Genomic DNA, 22,698 nt, shown 5'->3' with positions numbered 1-22,698 from the left:
ATGAACCCGGCATTGAAACTTGTTGCCCAGCGCCTTGCGCTGGGCATACTGCTGCTTTTCCTCGTATCGATCCTGATATTTGTCGGTACGATCATTCTTCCCGGTGACGTCGCACAGTCCATTCTGGGGCAATCCGCGACTCCCGAAGCCCTTGCCAACCTGCGTGAAGAACTGGGCCTGAACGAACCGGCCCTGCAACGATACCTGAACTGGCTGGGCGGTTTGCTACAAGGAGACCTGGGAACGGCCCTTACGAACGGTCAGGATATTGCCGCGAGCCTTGGCGGCCGTCTCAAAAATACGCTTTTCCTTGCCTTCTGGGCGGCCATCGTATCGGTCCCGCTGGCAATCTTCCTGGGTCTTCTCGCGGTGCGCTACCGCGAACGCTGGCCCGACAAACTGATTTCAGCGGTCACGTTGGCGTCGATCTCGATCCCTGAATTCCTGATCGGCTATGTGCTGATGTATTTCATCGGTGTGAAGCTGGGATGGGCACCGACCGTGGCGACGATCCACGACGGAATGAGCCTTGGTCAGAAACTCAACACGATTGCCCTTCCGGTCTCGGTGCTGACGCTTGTTGTGCTGGCGCACATGATGCGCATGACGCGTGCGGCGATCCTGAACGTGATGCAGTCGGCCTATATCGAAACAGCCGAGCTCAAGGGGTTGTCGATGTTCCTGATCATCTGGAAACACGCCTTCCCGAACTCGATCGCTCCGATCGTGAACGTGGTCATGCTCAACCTCGCCTATCTCGTGGTGGGGGTCGTGGTGATCGAGGTGGTGTTCACCTATCCGGGCATGGGGCAGTATCTTGTCGACCACGTCAGCAAGCGCGATATCCCGGTGGTGCAGGCCTGTGGCCTGATCTTTGCTGCCGTCTATATCGGGCTGAACATGGTGGCCGACATCGTGTCGATCCTGGCCAACCCGCGCCTGCGGCATCCGAAATAAGGGAGGGAGAGAGATGAAGACCATACCTCTGGCCGCCCTGATCGGGCTGTTTTTCACCGGGCTCTATTTCCTTGTCGCGATTTTCGCGCCCTGGATCGCCCCATATGGCATGGCCGAAATCGTCGGCGGTGTCTGGGAACCGTCGAGTGCCGAGCATTGGCTGGGGACCGACAACATTGGCCGAGACCTGCTCAGTCGCATGATCTATGGCGGGCGTACGACGATCTGGATCGCAACCATGGCGACCATCCTGAGCTTTGTCACCGGCTCGATCCTTGGCTTTGCGGCCGCCGTCATTGGTGGCTGGGTCGATCAGGTGATGAGCCGGTTCGTGGACCTGATCATGTCGATCCCGTCGCTGATCTTTGCGCTGGTCGTTTTGTCGGTGATGCCGGTAACGGTGCCGGTGCTGATCATCGTGATGGGGTTCCTGGACAGCACGCGCGTCTACCGACTGGCCCGTGCCGTTGCGGTGGACATCAACGTGATGGACTATGTCGAAGCCGCCAAGCTGCGCGGAGAGGGGCGGAGATGGATCATCTTCCGGGAAATCCTGCCCAATGCGCTGTCGCCGCTTGTTGCGGAAATGGGGCTGCGTTTCATCTTTATGGTGCTGTTCGTGTCGACCCTGTCCTTCCTTGGTCTCGGGGTGCAACCGCCCGAAGCAGACTGGGGCGGGATTGTGAAAGAGAACAAGGACGGGATCGTCTATGGCATCGGTGCCGCGCTCTATCCGGCGGTGGCGATTGCCACGCTGGCGATCAGCGTGAACCTTGTTGCTGACTGGGTCCTGAACCGGACCACATCGCTGAAAGGGGGCCGTGGATGAGTGATGCCTTGCTGAAAGTCCGCGACCTGAAAATCGGCGCGACGGTCTATCCTCCCGGCGAAAAGCCGCATGACATCGAGATCGTGCATGGGGTGTCCTTTGACCTTGAAAAAGGCAAGGTGCTTGGCTTGATCGGGGAATCCGGCGCCGGGAAGTCGACCATCGGGCTGGCGTCGATGGCCTACGGCCGGGGCGGTGTGAAGATTACCGGCGGCGAGGTCTGGGTCAACGGGCGCGACATCCTGAAGACCGGCCTGTCCGACATACGGTCGCTGCGCGGTGGCGAAGTGACCTATGTCAGCCAGTCGGCAGCGGCATCGTTCAACCCGGCCAAGAAGATCATGGATCAGGTGACCGAAGCCTCGATCCGGCATGGGAAGTTTTCCAAGAAGGAAGCTGAGGCGCGGGCCGTTGAACTGTTCGGTAAGCTTGGCCTGCCTGACCCGGAAAACATCGGTAGCCGCTATCCGCACCAGGTTTCGGGCGGACAGTTGCAACGCTGCATGACGGCGCTGGCGCTGTGTCCCGAACCTGACCTTGTGGTGTTCGATGAACCGACCACGGCGCTGGATGTGACGACGCAGATCGACGTGCTGATGGCGATCAAGGAGGCGATCCGGGATACTGGGGTGGCAGCGCTTTACATCACCCACGACCTTGCCGTCGTGGCGCAGGTGAGTGACGATATTCTGGTGCTCAAGATGGGGGATATGGTCGAGTACGGAAATGTCGACCAGATCATCAACGCGCCTCAGGAAGAGTATACGAAGGCTCTGGTTTCGGTGCGGTCGATCGACCACGAAGAGAAGGTGCCGACTCCGGAGCCGGTGCTGAAGGTCGAACATATCACGGCGCGCTACAAGGGCACGAATTTTGACGTCCTGCATGACGTGAACGTGGAGCTTCATCCCGGTCAGACTCTGGCCGTGGTGGGGGAAAGCGGATCGGGCAAGTCAACGCTGGCACGGGTCATCACCGGGCTGCTGCCGCCGCGATCGGGCAATATCCATTTTGCCGGGCGTGATCTCTCGGCCGCGCTTGACGGGCGGTCCCGGGAAGATTTGCGGGAATTGCAGATGATCTACCAGATGGCGGACGTGGCGATGAACCCCCGCCAGACTGTGGGCACGATCATCGGGCGTCCATTGGAATTCTATTTCGGTCTCCGGGGCGAAGAGAAGCGCAAGCGGATCAAGGAACTGCTGGACGAGATCGAGATGGGCGATGGGTTCATTGATCGCTATCCGGCGGAATTGTCGGGGGGGCAGAAGCAACGTGTCTGTATCGCCCGCGCGCTGGCCGCCAAGCCCAAGATGATCATCTGTGACGAGGTGACGAGTGCGCTCGATCCGCTAGTGGCGGATGGTATCCTCAAGCTTCTGCTGGATCTGCAGAAGATCGAGGACGTGGCCTATCTCTTCATCACCCATGACCTTGCCACGGTGAGGGCGATCGCGGATTCGATCGCGGTGATGTACCAGGGCAAGGTGGTGCGCTATGGCGGCAAGACCGACGTGTTGAGCCCGCCATTTGATGATTACACCGACCTTCTGTTGTCCTCGGTCCCGGAAATGAAACTGGGTTGGCTGGAAGAGGTGATCGCGAACCGAAAGATGGAGAGCGCAGGGAACTGAATTTGGTGCCTGCGGCGCGAGTATTTTGGGCAAAATGAAGGGGCGTGGGAGCGCCCTTTCTTTGTGCATGGAGCATGACTATGAACGGAAAGCTATTGCTGATCATCCTCGACGGGGTGCCTTGGCGCAATTGGGGGCGGCTCTTTGGAAACCTTGAAGGCTGGGTCGAGACAGGCATGGCGAAGAAGTGGCGGATGCAGGCGGTTCTGCCTTCAACATCGGCCAGTTGTTATGCTTCGATCCACACCGGGGTGACACCGCAGGAGCATGGCTGCACCGGCAATGGCAACGTGTTCCGGATCAGCCAGCCGGATGTGTTTAGCGAAGTGCGTAAGGTTGGGGGGATTACCGGAGCGGTGGCACACAGCTTCTGGTCGGAGTTCTTCAACCGGCATCCCTTCGATTACGTGCGCGATATCGAGTATGACGAGCCGGGTAGCGAGACCATCAACCACGGGCGGTTCCACACGATGACGGGCTATGGTGCGGCCAACCAGATGACGCCTTCGGATGTCGACCTGTTTGCGACGCTGACCAACCTGTGTCTGCGGTTCGGGCTGGATTACGGGATGCTGCATACCTGTACGCTCGACAGTATGGGGCACCGGTTCCAGCATGAAAGCCACGAGATGGACCATGCGTGTTTCGTGATGGACGAGATGCTGGCGCCGTTCATCCCCAAGTGGCGTGCAGCCGGGTACGAAGTGATTGTCACCGCCGATCACGGGCAGGATGACCGGGGCCATCATGGCGGACGCGGGGCGTTGCAGCAGGAGTTCGCACTTTATTACTTTGGGGACGGGGATGGCCCGCCCGAGGACACGGTGTTGCACCAGCTGCAGCTTGCCCCGACGATCCTGGGGCGGTTGGGCGTGCCGGTGCCCGACACGATGAAAGCGCAGTCGTTCCTGTCGTAGCTTATTCCGCAGCGGCCTGACCCAAAGTGGCGTTGAGCAATGAGGCGAGTTCCGGGCGGCAGGAGCCGCAGTTCGAGCCCGCTTCGAGCGCTTCGCCGATAGCTTCGACGCTGAGCAGGTTCTGTTCGGCGATCGCGGAGACAATGGTGTTCACGCCGACGTTGAAACAGGCGCAGACCGTGGCGCCGGGGTCGGGCTGGTCCGCGCCGGGGCGTCCGGCGAGGGCGGCAGAACCGGGATCTCCGAGCAGGGCGGCGACATGGGAGCGGGCCACGGCGACGGGTTCGGGCGCGGCGTAGAGCGCACCGATCAGGACGCCGTTTTCGTGCAGGGCAATGCGGGCGGTGGATTTGGACGGGTCGATGACCGAAGAGATTTCCGCGTTTGGCGTGTTGAAGAGGGCGCGGGCGAAATCCTCCCAGTTTTCAGGCGTTTGCAGTCCGGCCAACTCGCTGCGCCAGCCGGAGATGTGGCGGGCGGTGGCCCAGTAATCGGTTTTGGGATCAAGCTTGGTGGTTGAAACGGCGAACCCGTACCATGCGGGGGCGTAGGGTGCGATTAACACGTCGGCTGCCTTGCTGTCGGGCTGGCCGGAGACCGGATCGGTGATGGCCGGGACAACGGTGCAGATGCGCCCGGCTGAGGCGTATTCCGAGGTCCAATGGATTGGGGCAAAGACCGTGCCGGGGCGTGTGCGATCTGTGATCAGCACGCGCAGCACGGCGGTGCCGTGGTCGCTGGTCACCAGCGCGAGTTCTGCGGGCTTCAGGCCAAGGGCCAGCGCGTCTTCGGGATGGATTTCAAGGAAGGGCTCGCCGTAGTGCTGGTTGAGCCGGGGCGCGCGGGCGGTGCGGGTCATGGTGTGCCATTGGTCGCGGATACGGCCTGTATTGAGGCGATATTGCCGTGGCGTGGACGGTTCCATGGTCGCCTGTTCCACTGGCAGCATGTTGGCGCGGCCTGTGGCGGTGAAGAAGCGGCCATCCGCGAACATCCGGCCCGCTGGCCTATCGCGGCGCGAGACTGGCCAGCGTGTTGGGCGCAGGGCGTCGTATTCCGAATTTGAAAGCTCGGCGAGACCGGAGATGTCGAAGTCTTTTCCTTGCGCGGCGGCAAGGCTGGACAGGGCGGCGTATTCGCGGAATATCTCGGCCGGGCAGGAATAGTCGAAGGCATTCTGCCAACCCATGCGGCGCCCTACATCCGCGATGATATCCCAGTCGTGGCGCGCCTGTCCCGGCGCGGGCAGCACACCGCGCTGGCGCGAGATCACGCGTTCTGAATTGGTGACGGTGCCGTCCTTTTCGCCCCAGCCGGTTGCAGGAAGGACGACGTCGGCAAGCCGCGCGGTATCGGTGGTGTTGGTCAGGTCCGAGACCACGGTGAAATCGCAGCCCGCGATGGCGTCGCGTACGAAATCGGCGTCGGGCAGGGACACGGCGGGGTTGGTGCACATGATCCAGAGCGCCTTGATCCGGCCGTCGGACACGGCGCGGAACATGTCGACCGCCTTGAGGCCGGGCTGTTCCGGCATGGCGGGCGCCGACCAGAAGCCGCCGACAAGGGCGCGGTGATCCGGATTTTCGATATCTAGGTGACAGGCGAGCATATTGGCCAGCCCGCCCACCTCGCGCCCGCCCATGGCGTTGGGTTGCCCGGTGACGGAAAACGGTCCCATGCCGGGATGGCCGATGCGTCCGGTGGCAAGGTGGCAGTTCAGGATGGCGTTGACCTTGTCAGTGCCTTGAGCGGATTGGTTCACGCCTTGGGAGAAGATGGTGACGGTTTTTTCCGTGCGCACCCAGAGGTTCAGGAACTGGGTGAGGTCGGCATGGGAAAGGCCGGTAACGCCGGCATCGGCGGAGGTGGCCGCGTCGAGCGTGTCGCTGAATCCGGTGACGTGCTTGGAGACAAAATCGGCATCGACCGCGCCTTGTTGATGGATTTCCGAGAGCAGCCGGTTGAACAGGGCCACATCCGTGCCGGGCGTGATTTGCAAGTGAAGGTCTGCGATATCGGTTGTGGCGGTGCGGCGCGGGTCGATGACGACGATGCGCATGTTCGGGCGCGCATTTTTGGCAGCGACGATGCGTTGGTAGAGGACGGGGTGGCACCAGGCGAGGTTTGAGCCGACCAGAACGATCAGGTCCGCGAGTTCGAGGTCTTCGTAAGTGCCGGGCACGGTGTCGGTGCCAAAGGCGCGCTTGTGGCCCGCGACGGTGGAGGCCATGCAGAGGCGGGAGTTTGTGTCGATATTGGCGGAACCGATGAAGCCTTTCATCAGTTTGTTGGCGACGTAATAATCCTCGGTCAGAAGCTGACCCGAGACGTAGAAGGCCACCGCATCCGGCCCGTGTTTGGCGATGGTGTCCTTGAACCGGGTGGCGACCAGATCGAGCGCGTCGTCCCAGCTTGCGGAACGGTTGTCGATCTGCGGCGCGAGAAGACGACCGTCGGAATCGACGGTTTCGCCGAGCGCCGACCCTTTTGAACACAGCCGCCCCTGGTTGGCCGGGTGGGCCGGGTCGCCCTTGATCTTGAGCCTGCCCGCGCCATCCGGCGATGCCAGCACCCCGCAGCCGACGCCGCAATAGGGACAGGTGGTACAGGTTGCGTTGGCGGGCATCAGATCAAGGTCTTTCATCAGGCGGCGGCCTCGGCTGTGAGAAGGGTTCCGTCGAGCATCACGCGGCCATCAAGGATACGCGTCGGATAGGTGGCAATCTGGCCCTCATCGGCGCCTTGGGCCTGCCCTGTTTCAAGGGAGAACACCCAGTTGTGCAGCGGGCAGGTCACTTTGCGCCCGTGCACGATGCCTTCGGAAAGGGGGCCGCCCTTGTGCGGGCAGCGGTCCGAAGTGGCAAAGACCTCGTTGTCGTCGGTGCGAAAGACGGCGACGCAGCCCTGTTCGGTTTTCACGATGCGCGCGCCGCGCAGGGGTATGTCGTCGATGGAACCAATGTCGATCCAGCTCATTCTGCAGCCTCCAGTTTCAGGTTGGCGATGGGGTGGTATGTGGCCGCCTTTTCGCGGGCGTGTTCGGCCCAGGGGTCGGTGCGGTAGACGGATTGCGAGATCTCGAAGCGCGCGGCCAAGGCTTTGCGGTTTTCGAGATCGTCGACGACCTGTTCCCTGACCCAGTCGAGACCGACCTTGGCGACCCATTTGAAGATACGGTCGAGATACTTGGCCTGTTCACGGTAGATCTGGGTCATGGCCGAGATCACCTCGATCGCCTCCTCTTCGGTCGCGACCTTGCAGAGCAGCTCGGTTTCCTTGACCTCCATGCCGGCGGCCCCTGCGATGGAAATCTCGTAACCTGAGTCCACGCAGATGACGCCGATATCCTTGCAGGTGGCCTCGGCGCAGTTGCGCGGGCAGCCAGAGACGCCAAGCTTGAGCTTGTGTGGTGTCCACGAGCCCCAGAGGTGTTTTTCCAGCTTGATGCCAAGCCCGGTGCTGTCTTGTGTGCCAAAGCGGCAGTGATCCGAGCCGACGCAGGTTTTCACGGTGCGCAGCCCCTTGGAGTAGGCGTGGCCCGAGACCAGTCCGGCCTGGTTGAGATCGTACCAGATCGCAGGAAGGTCTTCTTTTTTCACACCCAGAAGGTCGATGCGCTGACCGCCCGTGACCTTCACCGTGGGCACCGCGTATTTGTCGGCAGCATCGGCAATGGCGCGCAGTTCTTCGGGCGTGGTGATCCCGCCCCACATGCGCGGCACCACAGAATAGGTGCCGTCCTTTTGGATGTTGGCGTGGTTGCGTTCGTTGACGAAGCGGCTTTGCGGATCGTCTGCATAATCCAGCGGCCAGTCGGCAAGCAGGTAATAGTTGATCGCCGGGCGGCAGACATGACAGCCGTTAGGGGTCGACCAGCCGAGTTCCTGCCAGACGGCGGGTTGTGATTGCAACTCGCGCGCCTTGATCAGGCGGCGCACGTCTTCGTGGGTGAGATCGGTACAGCCACAGACCGAGGCGGCGGCGGGCATGACAAAGTCATCGCCCAGCGTGGTCGCCAGAACCTGTTCCACCAGCCCGGTGCAGGTGCCGCAGGAGGCGGACGCCTTGGTCGTGGCGCGGATAGCGCCGAGGTCGGTGGCGCCGTTGTTGATGGCGTCGACGATCTGACCTTTGCAAATGCCGTTGCAGCCGCAGATTTCTGCGTCAGCCGGTAAGGCTGCAACGGCCGCCATAGGGTCCACGGCGGCCCCCCCTTGGTAGGCAGGGCCAAAGATCAGCGTGTCGCGCATTTCGGAAATGTCGGTGCCGTCCTTGATCAGGCCGAAGAACCAGTTTCCGTCTGCCGTGTCGCCGTACATCACGGCGCCGACGATGCGGTTGTCTTCGATCACGAGACGCTTGTAGACGCCGCGTGCCGGGTCACGGAAGACGATGTCTTCGCGCCCTTCACCTTCGGCAAAGTCGCCGGCGGAAAAGAGATCGCAGCCGGTGACCTTGAGCTTGGTCGAGACTTCCTTGTTCTTGAACGCCGCCTCTTCGCCCAGAAGGGTTTTGGCGAGCACCTTGGCCTGATCATAGAGCGGCGCGACGAGGCCGAAGATATTGCCGTCGTGTTCGACGCATTCGCCAAGCGACAGGATGTCGGCGTCTGAAGTCACCATCTGGTCGTCGACATGAATGCCGCGACCGCAGGCAAGGCCCGCGTCGGCGGCAAGGCCGATGGCGGGGCGGATACCAACGGCCATGACAAGCAGGTCACAGGGTAGTTCGGTGCCGTCATCCAGCAGCAGTGCCTTGACGTGGTCGTTTTCGCCAAGGATTTCCTTGGAATTGGCCGAGCATTTCACGGTGATGCCCTTGTCAACCAGCGCCTTGCGCAAAAGGTATCCCGCAGCCTCATCAAGCTGGCGTTCCATCAGGTGGCCCATGATGTGGACCACGGTCACGTCGACGCCGCGTGCCTTGAGGCCAGCGGCCGCTTCGAGACCCAGAAGGCCGCCGCCGATGACAACCGCCTTGGCGTCGGGCTTGTCGCCAAGGGCGATCATGGCGTTGGTGTCTTCGAGGTCGCGATACGCAATCACGCCATCAAGATCATGACCGGGAAGCGGGATGATAAACGGGGCCGAGCCAGTGGCGATGACGAGCTTGTCATAAGGCAGCACATCGCCGTTTTGTGAGGTGACGGTCTTGGCCGTTTTGTCGATGGCGATGACCTTTTCGCCAAAGCGGCAGGTGACGCCGTTTTCTTCGTACCACTCGGCAGTGTGGGTGACGATCTCGTCGAATGTCTTGTCGCCGGAGAGCACGGGCGAGAGCATGATGCGGTTATAGGTGCCGCGCGGCTCGGCGTTGAAGAGGGTGACGTCATAGGCGTCGGGGGCCTGCTCGAACAGATGTTCGAGCGCTCGGCCCGAGGCCATGCCGGCCCCGATGATGATCAGTTTCTCTGTCATGTTTCCCCTGTTTCCGCCGGATATGCGGCGTCTTTCATCACGCCCGCGAGGGTCGTGTAGGCAGTGGTCCAGGCGGCTTCGGTTTCAGCGTCGAAATCGTCACCCAACCCGGTTTTGAGCGTGTAGAGCAACGCTGCTCCCACGGGGTCGTAATCCTTGGCCTGAACGCCGTACTCGACGTGCTTGATGGCCAGTTCGCGCGCGACCGGGACGATCTTGTCCAGATCGCGCAGCCCGTTCACGACAACACCCAGCGTGGTCATCAGCTTCATGCCCTGATCGCCCATGTCGCCGGTGAAATAGGGTTTCACCTCGGGGGCGATTTCAAAGAGGCGGGCATAGAAGATCTCTGCCGCTTGGGGCGCGATGGGCGCGACCTTGGCAAAGCTGTTCTGGACCAAAGAAATCTGGGTGTCGTTCATGTCGGTTACTCCGCTGCGATGGCTGGTGCCGGTTTGGGTTTCGGCTTGGCACCGTGCTCGTATTCTTCGAGGAAATCGAGCACTTCCTGGCGGAATTTGTAGTAGTCGGGATGTTCCAGCAGCGCCTTGCGGGTGCGCGGGCGCGGCAGGTCGACATCGACGATCTTGCCGATGGTGGCCTGTGGGCCGTTGGTCATCATCACCACGCGGTCGGCCAAAAGAATGGCTTCGTCGACGTCATGGGTGACGCAGATCGCTGTGACCTTGGTGCGGTCCCAGACTTCCATCAGCACCTCTTGCAGTTCCCAGCGCGTCAGGCTGTCGAGCATGCCGAAGGGTTCATCCAGCAGGAGGAGCTTGGGCGAGAGGGCAAAGGCGCGGGCGATCCCGACGCGCTGTTTCATACCGTTGGACATGGAATGCGCGGGGCGGTCCATCGCATCGGCAAGGCCGACCCGTTCAAGGTAATATTCCACAACGTCCTGCCGTTCGGCCTGGGAGGCGCGGGGGTAAACCTTGTCGACCCCGATGGCACAGTTTTCACGCGCGGTCAGCCACGGGAAGAGGTTGGGCGACTGGAACACCACGGCGCGTTCGGGATCGGCACCGACAACGCCGCGCCCGTCAAGGTTGATGACCCCCTTGGAGATGTCGTTAAGGCCCGCCGCCATGGTCAGAACCGTGGATTTGCCGCAGCCTGAATGGCCGATCAGAGAAATGAATTCGCCCTTGTTCAGCTTGAGATCGAAATCTTCGACCACGGTGAGCGGTCCCTTGGGCGTCGGGTAGATCTTGTGCAGTTGCGAGAACTCGAGATAGCGGTCGGTGCGCAGGGACTGGGTGGCTTTCACATCTGCCTGCGCCTTGGGCAGGTTGTGGATCGCCGTGACGTTTGGCAGTTCGCGTGCCATGTCGACCTTGGCCTCGATCCCCACATCCATCAGGTAGGTGGTGATGTCGGCGCGCAGTTTCTTGAACCCGTCGTGGTGGTTCATCTCCATCCGGTCGCGGGGTCGCGGTATGGAAACGGCGAACTCTTCGCCAAGGGTGCCGTCCGGGTTCAGCGCGATGATTCGGTCGGCGAGGATGATGGCCTCGTCCACGTCATTGGTGATCAGCACGCATGTCTTTTTGTCGGCTTCCCAGATATGCTCGATCTCATCAGCCAGATTGGCGCGGGTGAGCGCGTCGAGCGCCGACAGCGGTTCATCCAGAAGCAGCATTTCGGGGTTCATGGCCAGCGCGCGGGCCACGTTGACCCGCTGGCGCATGCCGCCCGACAGTTCGGCTGGACGGCGGGTTGCGGCGTGGGAGAGACCGACCATGTCGACATATTTGGCGACTGTCGCCGTTTTCTCGGCCTTGGGCATGTTGGGAAAGACCGAGTCGAGCGCGAGCATGACATTGCCGTTCACCGTGAGCCAAGGCATCAGCGAGTAGTTCTGGAAGATCACGCCGCGCTCGGGGCCGGGGCCGGTGATGGGCGTGCCCTTGAAGGTGACGTTGCCCTTGGTGGGCTGTTCGAGCCCCGCCATGAGGTTGATCAGCGTGGTCTTGCCGGTGCCGGAGAAGCCGAGCAGGACGAGGAATTCGCCTTCCTGCACGTCGAGTGTGATGTTTTTCAAAACCTCGGTGCGGGCGGTGCCCTCACCGAAGTCTTTGGAGACGTTATCGAACTTGAGAATGCTCATGACGGATCACCGGTTCGAAGAGAAGGTAAAGAGCGACTGGATGGCGTACATCAGGCGGTCGAGAAGGAAGCCGATGATGCCGATGGTGAAGACAGCCACCATGATCTTGGCCAGCGAGGAGGAGGAACCGTTCTGGAATTCGTCCCAGACGAATTTGCCAAGACCGGGGTTCTGGGCCAGCATTTCCGCGGCGATCAGCACCATCCAGCCAACACCCAGCGACAGGCGCAGGCCAGTGAAGATCAGGGGCAGGGCCGAGGGCAGCACCAGCTTGGTGATCTTGGTGTAGGTGTTCATTTTCAGAACCTTGGAGACGTTCACGAGGTCCTTGTCGATCGAGGCCACGCCAAGCGAGGTGTTGATCAGGGTCGGCCAGAGCGAGCAGAGCGTCACGGTGATGGCCGAGTTCAGGAAGGATTTGGAAAATAGCCCGTCATCGACCGTATAGGTGGCCGAGACGATCATCGTGACAATTGGCAGCCACGCGAGCGGTGAGACCGGTTTGAAGATTTGAATCAAGGGGTTGATGGCTGCGTTGGCGTAGGGCGAGAGGCCCGCGAGAATGCCGAGGGGGATGGCGACGAGAGATCCGATCAGGAAGCCGAAGAAGACGGTTTTGATCGAAGTCCAGATCTGGTCGTAGTAGCTGGGCGCGCCGGTATAGGCGATTTGCTTGACCTTTTCGGGCTCGCCCTTGTCGATGAATTTCTGGTTGCGGGCTTCGACCCGGTCATAGAATTTCTGCTCCTTGGCGCCCTTGGCCTTGGCGTCTTCATGCAGGTTGACGGCCTCGGCCCAGACCTGAGACGGGCCGGGGACCGCGCCGAGCGAGGTTTGCACGGTGGGGGCAAGGCTGGCCCAGGCGAAGAGGAAGCAGCAGATCGCCAGAACCGGGACACCGAGCAGGCGCCAGATTTCCGCAGCCTGTGCGCGCGGGTTGTCGCCTGCGACGGCTTTAAGGATCGGGGTGATGAAGCTCAGGCCCAGAACCTGGAACCAGGTGTCGGCCTTGTTGATGCGGGTGAAGAGGCGGGCGCGACGGGCTTCGCGTTCTTCATCGGCAAGGGCTTGGGGATCAATCGCGGTCATGGGGCGGTCCTTGTGGGAGTGGCTTGGCCAAATGAGAGCAAGGGGGAGGTGCGTGAGATCACGCACCGTTACCCTTGGATTTCCGTACCGACGACTTTCTGGTCGCCTTTCAAACCGATCGGCAGGCTGTCGAGATAAGCGTTGGGCGTCTTGCCGTCATAAGCGATGCCATCGATGATATCGCCTGCCGGGGTTGGCGCCTTGTAGCCATCGCTGTCCCACGGGAAGTCAGCTTCGTTGGCGAGCCCCTCTTCGACCAGCAGTTTGGCGGCCTGAAGATAAATCTCGGGCTTGTAGACCGACTTGGCGACCTCGTCATACCAGCTGTCCGATTTGGCCTCGGCGATCTGGCCCCAGCGGCGCATCTGGGTCAGGTACCAGACCGCGTCCGAATAGTAGGGATAAGTCGCGTTGTAGCGGAAGAAGACGTTGAAGTCGGGCACTTCGCGCACGTCGCCTTTTTCATATTCGAAGGTGCCGGTCATCGAAGCGGCGATCACGTCCTTGTCAGCGCCGACGTATTCCGGCTGGCTCAGCAACTCGACCGCTTCCATGCGGTTGGCATTGTCGTTTTCATCGAGCCAGATCGCCGCGCGGATCAGGGCCTTGACTACCGCGAGTGTGGTGTTGGGGTATTCTTGCGCGAATTCAGCGGTGATGCCGAAGACCTTTTCCGGGTTGTTCTTCCAGAGTTCATAATCGGTGATCACTGGTACGCCGATGCCCTTGGCGACGGCCTGCTGGTTCCACGGCTCACCCACGCAGTAGCCGTAGATCGTGCCGGCCTCCATCGTGGCGGGCATTTGCGGCGGCGGTGTTACTGAGAGGAGAACGTCGGCGCCGATCTGGCCAGTGATGTTCTCGGGCGAGTAGTAGCCGGGCTCAAGACCGCCAGCGGCCAGCCAGTAACGCAGCTCGTAATTGTGGGTCGAGACCGGGAAGACCATGCCCATGTTGAAGGGTTTGCCTTCGGATTTGTATTTTTCCACCACCGGCTTCAGCGAGGCTGCCGAGATCGGATGGATTGGCTTGCCCGCGTCGTCATGTGGGATGTGCGGTTTCATTTCCGACCAGATCTGGTTGGACACGGTGATGCCGTTGCCGTTCAGATCCATCGAGAAGGGGGTGATGATATGCGCCTCGGTGCCGAAGCCGATCGTTGCGGCAAGCGGCTGACCGGCGAGCATGTGCGCGCCGTCGAGTTGGCCATCGATCACGCCGTCCAGAAGCACCTTCCAGTTGGCCTGTGCTTCCAATGTGACAAACAGGCCCTCGTCATCAAAGAAGCCCTGTTCATAGGCCACGGCGAGCGGTGCCATGTCGGTGAGCTTGATGAAGCCGAAGGTGAGTTCGTCCTTTTCAAGGTCCAGTTGTGCCATGGCAGGGGATACCAGCATGGTGGTGGCCGCGAGGAGAGAGGCGATGCGTTTCATGGTGCATGTTCCTTTTGGTGGGCCCCGGGAGTGGAGGAGGGGGCGGAAAACAAAAAAGCCGCTGACCAGCCCTGTGGTGTTCACAGGCGGTCGAGCGGCTTTGCTCGGCGTTCCCCGGCAGCGGGGAGGATGGGAGATGCGAGACGCCATTGCCTCGGCTTGGGATCATTAGGACGCGGGTTGGGACGCGGTGCAAGCGGGTTTGGCGGGTTGGGAGGTGATTTTTCTGCGCTGCCGCATTTTCTCGCTGCGAGTGCACAATTTTTGATCAGCCGAAGGGTGTGGGATCAAAAGCACGGCCATCAAAAAACGCATCTGGCCCCAGAATCAGGGTGCCGTTGTCCGAGGCGACGGGCGTCGGCAGCGCCAGAGCGCCTTCGACCTTGCCGGAGGCCCCGGGCATGTCGACGCCAAGCGGGGCGAGGTGTTGGCGGTAGAGATCGGTGCGAAAAACCTCAGTGGCCTTGTGGGCGGCGTTTGTGGGATCGAGGCCAAAACGCTGTGCCATGCGGGCGCCGATCCATGCGGCCTGAGACTTCCACGGGAAGGTAGCCGCTGCGTCGTGAAAGACAACCATGCGGTCAACATGGCGCACAGGGGAGTGTCGGGACAGGATCATATGTCCGCTCAAGGAGCGTTCGAGGATTTCGGCAGGCAGGCCGAGATATTCAGGCCACGCAAGGATATCGGCCGCAGTGGAGCGTTTGGATGTATCGCTCAGCCAACGCGCTGCTTTCCAGGCGGCACGCATCAGGCGCCCGGTCAGTTCCGGGTTGGCGGCGGTCCAGTCGGTACGGGCGGCCAGAACCTTTTCCGGTGCAAATTTCCAGATGGCGTTGCTTGGCAGGAGAAGCTCACCGCCACCGTTTTCGACCGTGATCGACCCCCAGGGTTCTCCGACGCAGAAGGCGTCGATTTCGTTCGCGGCGATGGCTTCGGCCATCAGGGGGGGCGGGATGGTGCGGATATCAAGTGCCTTGGGGTCGGTGTTGCCGCCGCCGGCAAGCCAGTAATGCAGAAGTTCGGCGTGCATGGAGAAGGGGAATGGCACGCCGAGACGCAGGGCGCCACTGACCGAGGTCAGGGCCTCGCGCGTGGCGGCTGCGTTCCTAAAGTCCGGGGTGAAACCGGCATCTCGGAGCCGGGCGGCGATCTGGTTGGAGACGCCGATGACATTGCCATTGACCGAGAGTACGGAGAGCGCGTCGAGCGGCGTGGTGATTCCACCAAGTCCAAGCGCCATGGCAACGGGGACCGGGGCGAGCATATGGGCAGCTTCGATCTGACCAAGCACCAAGCGATCCCGAAGGGTGGACCACGAGGGGCCGGATTGCAGGGTCAGGGCAAGCCCCTCTTCCTCCGCGAAACCCAACTCGCGGGCAATGATCAGCGGGGCGGCGTCGACGAGGGGCATGAAGCCGACGGTCAGCGGTTGTATCCTCATGACAGAAGCTCCGATGCCGTGACCAGAGCCTGGGCGACCTCGGCGATCTTCTTGCCCTGGCTCATGGCTGTCTTGCGGATCAGGGCGTAGGCCTCGTCTTCGGAAAGGCCGCGGGCGCGCATCAAAATACCCTTGGCGCGGTCGATGATCTTGCGCTCTTCCAGCGCGCGCTTGGTTGCTTCGAGTTCCGCGCGCATCCGGCTGAACATGTGGAACCGGGCGATGGCGGCATCCATCACCGGCTGGATGCGATCGGCGCGCAGCCCGTCAACGACATAGGCCGAGACGCCGGCTTCTATTGCGGCCTTTGTGATGCTGTCATCCGAGCGGTCGACGAACATCGCCACCGGGCGCTCCAACGGCGAGGAGGCAAGGGTGAGCTCCTCGATCACGTCGCGCGACGGGTTGGTAACGTCGACCAGTACGATATCGGGGTTCATCTCGGCCACGGATCGGGCCAGTCCGGTATGTCCGGCCAGCACGCGAATCTGGTGGTCTCCGGTCGCGGCAAGGCTGTCGATGATAGCTTCGGCGCGGGTCTTGTCGGGTTCAACGACCAGGATGGTGAGTTGGCTGGGCACGGGCGGGACACGGTCCTGACTTGGGGTCTTTGGACCGTGGTAGGCTGCCCGTCGCGCCCGTGCCAGATCGCAGGTAGGACGCGACAGGAGAATGCCTGAATTATTGGCGGGTTTTGCCGGCTTGGCGGTTTTTTGGGCGCGGTGTGTTTTGCAGGCGCAGCATTTCAGGCGTGTCAGATGCAGCGTCCGCCATCGACCTCCATCAGCGTACCGGTGATCATGCTGGCTTCGTCCGAGCAAAGAAAGGCGGCGGCGTTGCCCATGTCTTCGGGCTGGGAAAAGCGTCCGAGCGGGATGGTTGCAAGAAATTTGGCGCGCATCTCGGGCGTGTCCTCGCCCATGAAGGACTTCAGGAGCGGGGTTTCCCCGGCGACGGGGTTCAGGGCGTTGACGCGGATGCCGAAGGGAGCGAGCTCGACGGCCATGGTCTTGGTGGCGACATTCACCCAGCCCTTGGAAGCGTTGTACCAGTTGAGGTTGGGGCGCGGCGACAGACCCGCCGTGGACGAGACGTTGAGGATGGCGCCTTGCCCGCGTTGTTTCATGTGGGGCACGAGGGCGCGGGCCAGAAGGTAGATGGATTTGCAGTTCACCGCGAAGACCTTGTCAAAGTCGCCCTCCGAGATGGTTTCCATGGGTGCGGGGAGGTGCGTGACGCCCGCGTTATTGACCAGAATGTCGATATGACCCCATTGGCTTAGCGCGCCGTCGATCATCGACTGAACGCTGTCGCCATCGGCGACGTTCACGCTGCAGGGGCTGGCATTGTCATGTTCCCCCGCCTTGCGCTGGGCCGCGTCGGTGTTGATGTCGGCAACGATGACGCGGGCACCCTCAGCGAGGAATTTGTCGACGATACCGGCACCGAAGCCCTGGGCGCCTCCGGTGATGATTGCGGTTTTGTTGGCAAGACGCATGGGATTGGTCCTCTTGGATGCTGTGCCGGGCCGATCTGTCGGAGCCTCCGGCGGGAGTATTTCTGGCAAAATGAAGAGTGGGTGTTGTGTCTATCCGTGCAGGGCGGCGACGGTTTTGAGTTGGGAGAAGTGAAAGAGGGCTTCGAAACCTTTTTCACGTCCGTGGCCGGATTTGCCGGTGCCACCGAAGGGCAGTTCGACCCCGCCGCCTGCGCCGTAGTTGTTGAGGAAAACCTGGCCGGAGCGGAGTTGCCTGGCGAGGCGCATCTGGCGGGCGCCGTTTTGCGACCAGACCGAGGCGACGAGGCCGTATTCGGTGCCGTTGGCGATTTCGAGCGCCTCTTCTTCTGTGTCAAACGGGATGAGCACCTGTACGGGGCCGAAGATTTCCTGTTGCGCGAGCGCGTGGTTGGGGGAGACATCGGCAAAGAGGGTCGGGGCGATATAGGCGCCGTTGGTCGGAGCGTTGGAGACGATCTCGCCGGTGGCGGCGGTTTCAAGGTCTGCGCCCTTGTCGAGGAAGCTTTGCACGATCTGTTGCTGGCGGGTGGAGATCAGGGGGCCGAGTTCAAGGTTATCAGTGGCGGGGGCGGCGCGCAGTTTACCATAGGCGGTGCTCATGCGGGCGCGGACCTGGTCATAGACGGGGCGCTGGACAAGGATGCGCGAGGAGGCGGAGCAGGTTTGCCCGGCGTTCTGGATGCCTGCGTTCACGAGGAAGGGCAGGGCGGCGTCGAGGTCGGCGTCCGAAAAGACCAGTTGCGGGGATTTGCCGCCGAGTTCGAGTGTGACGGGGACGACGTTTTTGGCCGCTGCCGCTTGAATGAGGCTGCCGGTGGCGACGGAGCCGGTGAAAGAGATGTGCTGGATGCCGGGATGTTCGGAGAGTGCAGCCCCCGCCTCGGCGCCAAGGCCGGGAACGACGTTGAGTGCGCCAGCGGGCAGGCCGGCTTGCTGAGCCAGATCGGCAAAGGCGAGGGCGGTGAGGCAGGCTTCTTCGGCGGGTTTCAACACGCAGGCGTTGCCCATGGCGAGCGCCGCGCCAACCGAACGACCGATGATCTGCATCGGGTAGTTCCACGGCACGATGTGACCGGTGACGCCATAGGGTTCGCGGATGGTGTAGACGGTGTAGCCGTCGAGATAGGGGATGGTTTCGCCATGTACCTTGTCCGCCGCACCGCCGTAGAATTCGCAGTAGCGGGCGAGTGCGATCACGTCGTTGCGGGCCTGGGTCAGGGGTTTGCCAACGTCGAGCGCTTCGAGCAGGGCAAGCGTGTCGGTGTGGTTGAGAACCAGTTGTCCGAGGCGCGTCAGGACGCGGCCCCGTTCGGCGGCGGTAAAGCGGCCCCAGTCGCCCATGCGTGCAGCCTGTGCGGCGGCGACGGCGGCGTCGATATCCGGAGATGTGCCGCGCGCGATGGCACAGAGGGTGCTTCCGTCCGAAGGGTTGACGAGGTCGAGCGTGTCACCCGAGGCGGGCGGCACCCAAGCGCCGTTGATCAGGCAGAGGGACGGGTCGAACCAGAGGTCAGGCAGCATTGCTATCTCCGAGCATTGTGAATGCGAGTTTGTGGGATTGGGTGGGCAGTTCGGGCGCGAGCTCACGTAAACCCGAAGCGCTGGGAAGGGTGTTCAGGGTGGCGCGCCAGAAGGCACCGGCGTGCGGGCTGTTGGCGGCGACGCTGAGGGACCACGCGCCGGGATAGGTCGCAAAAAGGAGGTGCGCGGCGTCTCGGCCAAGGTGTTTGCGGCGATGCGGAGGGAAAATGGTGAACTCGCGCAACTGGCGGGAGTTGGTCGCGGTTTGACGCAGGATGGCGAACCCGATCCGGGTGTCGTCTTGCAATATCCAGAGGCTGATATGGTCCGGTTCGCTGAGCGCGCGGGTCGCGATGGGGGTCGCCGACAGATCCGCGTCGGGCGCAACTTCGGCAAGATAGGTGGCGAGCGCATTCTGGAAGATCGAGAGATCGTCTGCCCGGATGTGGGAAAGCTTTGATGTCATGCGGCCCCCTTGCCGACCTGTGGCAGCACGGGTGCGGCGGCAATCAGGGTTTGGGTGTAGGGGTGTTGCGGGTTGGAAAAGACCTCCTTGGTGTCGCCCTGTTCCACGATCTCTCCGGACTTCATCACCAGCACGCGGTCGGTCACGGTGCGTACGACCGAAAGGTCATGCGAGATGAAGAGGTAGGAGAGATTGTGGGAGCGGGAGAGATCAGCGATCAGGTCTAGGATTTGGGCGCGGATCGAGACGTCGAGCGCCGAGACGGCTTCGTCAAAGATGATCAGTTCCGGGCGGATGATCAGGGCGCGGGCGATGGCGATGCGTTGGCGCTGGCCGCCGGAAAATTCGTGGATGTATTTCTGCGCGTCTTCGGGTTTGAGGCCGACAGCGGTGAGGGCTTCGGCAATGGCCGTGTCACGCGCGGTGCCGGTGGGCGGATCGGGCAGCAGATGGAAGGGTTCGGTGACGATGCGGGCGACCTTGTGGCGGGGGTTGAAGCTGCCGTATGGGTCCTGAAACACGACTTGCAGACCCGAGCGCAGGGCCGGGTTCATGGCGGGGCCGACGGTATGTCCGAAGGCGGTAATGCTGCCGGATTGCAGCGGTTCGAGGCCAAGGATGGCGCGCGTGAGGGTGGATTTGCCACATCCCGACTCGCCCACAAGGCCGACGCGTTCGCCGTGGTGGATGGTGAACGTGATGTCGTTGACCGCACGATGGTGTTCGCGAGGCGCGAACAGGCGGGTGCGGGGCAGAGGATAATCGCGGATGGCGTTTGTGACTTGAAGGATTGGGTCGGGCCCGTCGGGCGCGTCGGGCAGGTCGACCTGATGGCCCGAGGCTTCGAACAGGGCGCGGGTGTAGGGGTGTTTCATGTCGGCAAACAGCGCGCGGGTTTCGCCCTGTTCCACGATCTCGCCATGGCGCATCACGATGATCCGGTCGGCCATGTCGGAGACCACGGCCAGATCGTGGGTGATCATCATCAGCCCCATGCCAAACTCGGCCACCAGCTCCTTGAGCAGGTCGAGAATTTGCGCCTGCGTGGTGACGTCGAGCGCGGTAGTGGGTTCGTCCGCGATCAGGAGCTTGGGGCGCAGGGCGATGGCCATGGCGATGACGACGCGCTGGCGCTGGCCGCCGCTGAGTTCGTGGGGATAGCGCGAGAGCGGGAAACGGTCAGGCGGCAGGCCGACGCGGGTGAGCATGTCGCGGGCTTGCTCCTCGGCCTGCGCGGGCGTCATGTCGGTATGGATCAGGATGGTTTCCATCACCTGCGCACCAATGGTTTTCACTGGGTTGAGGGCGGTCATTGGTTCCTGGAACACCATACCGATATCGTTGCCGCGGATGGCGCAAAGCTGTGGCTCGCTAAGGGACAGGAGGTCCTTGCCTTCAAGGCGGATTTGGCCAGTTGACTTTGCCCGCTCGGGCAGGAGTTGCATCACGGAAAAGGCGGTCATTGATTTGCCAGAGCCGCTTTCGCCAGTAACGGCGACGATTTCGCCGGGTTCGATCGAAAAGGACACATCGCGCAGGATCGAGAAATCCCCAATGCTAAGCGAGAGGTTGTCGACAGTCAGCAGGCTCATGAGCGCACCACGCGGATTTTCGGGTCGAGCAGGTCGCGCAGGCCATCCCCCAGAAGGTTGAGGCCCAGAACCGCAGTAACGATGGCGAGGCCGGGAACGAGGGCGAGGTGGGGCGCGAAGCTCACCATGGTTTGGGCATCGGCCAGCATCCGGCCCCACGAGGGCGTGGGCGGCTGCGCACCAAGGCCGACATAGGAGAGGCCCGCCTCGGCGAGGATGCCGAGGGAAAACTGGATCGTGCCTTGGACAATCAGCAGGTTGGCGACGTTGGGCAGGATGTGTTCGGCGCTGATCCGGGGTTTGGATTTGCCAGCGACTCGGGCGGCGAGGATGAACTCGCGCTCCCAGAGCGACAGGGCGCCGGAGCGGGTGAGGCGGGCGAAGACCGGGATGTTGAAGATGCCGATCGCGATGATCGCATTCAGAGCGCTGGCCCCCATCACGGCGGTGATCAGGATGGCGATCACGAGGCTGGGGAAGGCAAAGATCAGGTCGTTGCCGCGCATGATGATCTCGTCGATCCAGCCGCCCTTGTTGGCGGCGGCCCAGAGGCCGAGGGGCACGCCGAGGCCCATGCCTATACCTACGGCGACGATGGCCACGGCAAGCGAAGTGCGCGCACCGATCATGATCATCGAGAAGATGTCGCGCCCGAAATGGTCGGTGCCGAACCAATGGATGCCATTTGGTTTCTGCAGCTTGTTGGGGATGTCCATTTGGGTGATGTCGTAAGGCGTCCAGACAAAGCTGAGCAGCGCCGCCGCAACGACGACAAAGCAAAGGGTGCCGCCAATGAAGAGGTTGCGCGAGCGGATCATGTGCGGGACCTCAGACGGGGGTCGACGGCGGCATAAGCCAGATCGACGAGGAAGTTGACGAGGATTACCGAGAATACCAACAGCATGACGACGCTTTCCACCACGATCAGGTCTCGGGCCGAGATTGACTGAAAGATGAGGCGGCCAAGGCCGGGCAGGAAAAAGACCTGTTCTATGATGATGCCGCCCGCGAGCAAGAAGGAAAACTGCAGGCCGATGATGGTCAGAACCGGGATCAGGGCGTTGCGCAACCCGTGGCGCCAGAGTGCCTGACGGCGCGAGAGGCCTTTGGCGCGGGCGGTGCGCATGAAGTCTTCGGAGAGGATGTCGAGCAGCGATGAGCGCATGACGCGGGCGAGGATGGCGGATTGCGGCAGGGCAAGTGCTATGGCGGGCAGGGTGAGGGATTTCATCGAAAGCCAGAAGCCCTTGTCCCAGCCAGGGAACCCGCCCGCAGAGAACCAGCGCAGGTTGATGGCAAAGACCAGAACCAGCATCATCGCGAACCAGAAGTTCGGAACGGCGACACCCAGTTGCGTCGCGCCCATCACCGCCATGTCTCCGGGCTTGCCCCGGCGTGCGGCGGCGTAGATGCCCGCAGGGAAGGCGATAAGGGTCGAAAGTGTGAGCGCGTAGAGCGCCAGCGGAAGTGACACCCACATGCGATCGGCAATCATCTGGCCGACGGGGGTGCGATAGGTATAGGAGGTGCCGAAATCACCCTGCACCATGCCACCGACCCAGTTCAGGTAGCGTTCGGCCTTGGGCACATCGAGCCCCAGTTCAGCGCGCAGGGCGGCAACGGTTTCAGGCTGGGCGTTGATGCCAAGCATATAGGAGGCCGGATCGCCGGGGGCGACCTCGATCACGAGGAAGATTACCAGCGAGGCGATGGCAAGGCTGATCACCAGCGATGCGAGGCGTTTGAGGGAATAGCGGAGCATGTCGG

19 protein-coding genes are annotated in these 22,698 nt (G+C 62.0%); 4 read left to right on the top strand and 15 right to left on the bottom strand.

The features are described from left to right. The 4 genes from BMZ35_RS04670 (at position 1) to BMZ35_RS04655 (ending at position 4,337) form a co-directional block, all read left to right on the top strand. The gene (locus tag BMZ35_RS04670; RefSeq protein WP_093091339.1) at positions 1 to 957 is read left to right on the top strand and encodes an ABC transporter permease; all 957 of its coding nucleotides are present in this window, start codon (positions 1 to 3) and stop codon (positions 955 to 957) included. A gap of 13 nt (positions 958 to 970) precedes the next feature. Further along, entirely contained in the window at positions 971 to 1,786 is an 816-nt protein-coding gene (locus tag BMZ35_RS04665) for an ABC transporter permease (RefSeq protein WP_093091337.1), read from the top strand. Beyond that, positions 1,783 to 3,420, top strand: coding sequence for an ABC transporter ATP-binding protein (locus tag BMZ35_RS04660; protein WP_093091335.1), 1,638 nt, complete (start codon positions 1,783 to 1,785; stop codon positions 3,418 to 3,420). Before BMZ35_RS04665 ends, BMZ35_RS04660 begins: the two co-directional genes overlap by 4 nt. A gap of 80 nt (positions 3,421 to 3,500) precedes the next feature. After that, entirely contained in the window at positions 3,501 to 4,337 is an 837-nt protein-coding gene (locus BMZ35_RS04655) for an alkaline phosphatase family protein (protein ID WP_093091333.1), read from the top strand. A 1-nt stretch (position 4,338) separates the two neighbouring features. Here BMZ35_RS04655 and BMZ35_RS04650 read toward each other — a convergent pair whose 3' ends face one another. The 15 genes from BMZ35_RS04650 to BMZ35_RS04580 all read right to left on the bottom strand — a co-directional run bounded on the left by BMZ35_RS04650 (position 4,339) and on the right by BMZ35_RS04580 (position 22,693). After that, positions 4,339 to 6,981 carry a nitrate reductase gene (locus tag BMZ35_RS04650; protein ID WP_093091331.1) on the bottom strand — a complete coding sequence of 881 codons (2,643 nt, stop codon included), beginning with the start codon at positions 6,979 to 6,981 and terminating at the stop codon, positions 4,339 to 4,341. Then, positions 6,981 to 7,313 carry a nitrite reductase small subunit NirD gene (gene nirD / locus BMZ35_RS04645; protein WP_093091329.1) on the bottom strand — a complete coding sequence of 111 codons (333 nt, stop codon included), beginning with the start codon at positions 7,311 to 7,313 and terminating at the stop codon, positions 6,981 to 6,983. The genes BMZ35_RS04650 and nirD overlap by 1 nt, the downstream gene beginning before the upstream one ends. Further along, complete coding sequence (gene nirB / locus BMZ35_RS04640) at positions 7,310 to 9,754, bottom strand: nitrite reductase large subunit NirB (RefSeq protein WP_093091327.1); 2,445 nt, start codon at positions 9,752 to 9,754, stop codon at positions 7,310 to 7,312. Before nirB ends, nirD begins: the two co-directional genes overlap by 4 nt. Next, complete coding sequence (locus BMZ35_RS04635; RefSeq protein ID WP_093091325.1) at positions 9,751 to 10,176, bottom strand: globin family protein; 426 nt, start codon at positions 10,174 to 10,176, stop codon at positions 9,751 to 9,753. The genes nirB and BMZ35_RS04635 overlap by 4 nt, the downstream gene beginning before the upstream one ends. A gap of 5 nt (positions 10,177 to 10,181) precedes the next feature. Further along, a complete protein-coding gene (locus BMZ35_RS04630; protein WP_093091323.1) occupies positions 10,182 to 11,867 on the bottom strand; it encodes an ABC transporter ATP-binding protein in 1,686 nt (561 codons plus the stop codon). Positions 11,868 to 11,873: 6 nt separating this feature from the next. Beyond that, positions 11,874 to 12,956 carry an ABC transporter permease gene (locus tag BMZ35_RS04625; RefSeq protein WP_093091321.1) on the bottom strand — a complete coding sequence of 361 codons (1,083 nt, stop codon included), beginning with the start codon at positions 12,954 to 12,956 and terminating at the stop codon, positions 11,874 to 11,876. A 68-nt stretch (positions 12,957 to 13,024) separates the two neighbouring features. Beyond that, positions 13,025 to 14,389, bottom strand: coding sequence for a CmpA/NrtA family ABC transporter substrate-binding protein (locus BMZ35_RS04620; RefSeq protein ID WP_093091319.1), 1,365 nt, complete (start codon positions 14,387 to 14,389; stop codon positions 13,025 to 13,027). Positions 14,390 to 14,657: 268 nt separating this feature from the next. Further along, positions 14,658 to 15,833 carry an ABC transporter substrate-binding protein gene (locus tag BMZ35_RS04615; RefSeq protein WP_093091317.1) on the bottom strand — a complete coding sequence of 392 codons (1,176 nt, stop codon included), beginning with the start codon at positions 15,831 to 15,833 and terminating at the stop codon, positions 14,658 to 14,660. Further along, positions 15,830 to 16,414 (bottom strand): ANTAR domain-containing response regulator, encoded by a 585-nt coding sequence (locus BMZ35_RS04610; protein WP_093091315.1) that lies wholly within the window; start codon positions 16,412 to 16,414, stop codon positions 15,830 to 15,832. The genes BMZ35_RS04615 and BMZ35_RS04610 overlap by 4 nt, the downstream gene beginning before the upstream one ends. A gap of 173 nt (positions 16,415 to 16,587) precedes the next feature. Further along, a complete protein-coding gene (locus BMZ35_RS04605) occupies positions 16,588 to 17,331 on the bottom strand; it encodes an SDR family oxidoreductase (RefSeq protein WP_093091313.1) in 744 nt (247 codons plus the stop codon). Positions 17,332 to 17,421: 90 nt separating this feature from the next. Next, positions 17,422 to 18,873 (bottom strand): aldehyde dehydrogenase family protein, encoded by a 1,452-nt coding sequence (locus BMZ35_RS04600; RefSeq protein ID WP_093091311.1) that lies wholly within the window; start codon positions 18,871 to 18,873, stop codon positions 17,422 to 17,424. Beyond that, positions 18,863 to 19,339 carry a hypothetical protein gene (locus BMZ35_RS04595; protein WP_093091309.1) on the bottom strand — a complete coding sequence of 159 codons (477 nt, stop codon included), beginning with the start codon at positions 19,337 to 19,339 and terminating at the stop codon, positions 18,863 to 18,865. The genes BMZ35_RS04600 and BMZ35_RS04595 overlap by 11 nt, the downstream gene beginning before the upstream one ends. Beyond that, positions 19,336 to 20,931, bottom strand: coding sequence for an ABC transporter ATP-binding protein (locus BMZ35_RS04590; RefSeq protein ID WP_093091307.1), 1,596 nt, complete (start codon positions 20,929 to 20,931; stop codon positions 19,336 to 19,338). The genes BMZ35_RS04595 and BMZ35_RS04590 overlap by 4 nt, the downstream gene beginning before the upstream one ends. Next, positions 20,928 to 21,749 (bottom strand): ABC transporter permease, encoded by an 822-nt coding sequence (locus BMZ35_RS04585; RefSeq protein WP_093091305.1) that lies wholly within the window; start codon positions 21,747 to 21,749, stop codon positions 20,928 to 20,930. Before BMZ35_RS04585 ends, BMZ35_RS04590 begins: the two co-directional genes overlap by 4 nt. After that, on the bottom strand, positions 21,746 to 22,693 hold the full coding sequence (locus BMZ35_RS04580; RefSeq protein WP_093091303.1) for an ABC transporter permease: 948 nt from the start codon (positions 22,691 to 22,693) through the stop codon (positions 21,746 to 21,748). Before BMZ35_RS04580 ends, BMZ35_RS04585 begins: the two co-directional genes overlap by 4 nt. Between the last annotated feature and the right edge of the window lie 5 nt (positions 22,694 to 22,698).

Origin of the sequence: Shimia aestuarii, from assembly GCF_900114635.1 — a bacterium.
Classification (GTDB): domain Bacteria; phylum Pseudomonadota; class Alphaproteobacteria; order Rhodobacterales; family Rhodobacteraceae; genus Shimia; species Shimia aestuarii.
The sequence above is the reverse complement of the archived record's forward strand: the minus strand, read 5'-3'. Positions and strand labels throughout refer to the sequence as shown.

Excerpts from the sequence above, each read along its gene's own strand:
- BMZ35_RS04670 (WP_093091339.1), top strand. The coding sequence starts at position 1 with ATGAACCCGGCATTGAAACTTGTTGCCCAGCGCCTTGCGCTGGGCATA.
- BMZ35_RS04665 (WP_093091337.1), top strand. The coding sequence starts at position 971 with ATGAAGACCATACCTCTGGCCGCCCTGATCGGGCTGTTTTTCACCGGG.
- BMZ35_RS04660 (WP_093091335.1), top strand. The coding sequence starts at position 1,783 with ATGAGTGATGCCTTGCTGAAAGTCCGCGACCTGAAAATCGGCGCGACG.
- BMZ35_RS04655 (WP_093091333.1), top strand. The coding sequence starts at position 3,501 with ATGAACGGAAAGCTATTGCTGATCATCCTCGACGGGGTGCCTTGGCGC.
- BMZ35_RS04650 (WP_093091331.1), bottom strand. The coding sequence starts at position 6,981 with ATGAAAGACCTTGATCTGATGCCCGCCAACGCAACCTGTACCACCTGT.
- nirD (WP_093091329.1), bottom strand. The coding sequence starts at position 7,313 with ATGAGCTGGATCGACATTGGTTCCATCGACGACATACCCCTGCGCGGC.
- nirB (WP_093091327.1), bottom strand. The coding sequence starts at position 9,754 with ATGACAGAGAAACTGATCATCATCGGGGCCGGCATGGCCTCGGGCCGA.
- BMZ35_RS04635 (WP_093091325.1), bottom strand. The coding sequence starts at position 10,176 with ATGAACGACACCCAGATTTCTTTGGTCCAGAACAGCTTTGCCAAGGTC.
- BMZ35_RS04630 (WP_093091323.1), bottom strand. The coding sequence starts at position 11,867 with ATGAGCATTCTCAAGTTCGATAACGTCTCCAAAGACTTCGGTGAGGGC.
- BMZ35_RS04625 (WP_093091321.1), bottom strand. The coding sequence starts at position 12,956 with ATGACCGCGATTGATCCCCAAGCCCTTGCCGATGAAGAACGCGAAGCC.
- BMZ35_RS04620 (WP_093091319.1), bottom strand. The coding sequence starts at position 14,389 with ATGAAACGCATCGCCTCTCTCCTCGCGGCCACCACCATGCTGGTATCC.
- BMZ35_RS04615 (WP_093091317.1), bottom strand. The coding sequence starts at position 15,833 with ATGAGGATACAACCGCTGACCGTCGGCTTCATGCCCCTCGTCGACGCC.
- BMZ35_RS04605 (WP_093091313.1), bottom strand. The coding sequence starts at position 17,331 with ATGCGTCTTGCCAACAAAACCGCAATCATCACCGGAGGCGCCCAGGGC.
- BMZ35_RS04600 (WP_093091311.1), bottom strand. The coding sequence starts at position 18,873 with ATGCTGCCTGACCTCTGGTTCGACCCGTCCCTCTGCCTGATCAACGGC.
- BMZ35_RS04595 (WP_093091309.1), bottom strand. The coding sequence starts at position 19,339 with ATGACATCAAAGCTTTCCCACATCCGGGCAGACGATCTCTCGATCTTC.
- BMZ35_RS04590 (WP_093091307.1), bottom strand. The coding sequence starts at position 20,931 with ATGAGCCTGCTGACTGTCGACAACCTCTCGCTTAGCATTGGGGATTTC.
- BMZ35_RS04585 (WP_093091305.1), bottom strand. The coding sequence starts at position 21,749 with ATGATCCGCTCGCGCAACCTCTTCATTGGCGGCACCCTTTGCTTTGTC.
- BMZ35_RS04580 (WP_093091303.1), bottom strand. The coding sequence starts at position 22,693 with ATGCTCCGCTATTCCCTCAAACGCCTCGCATCGCTGGTGATCAGCCTT.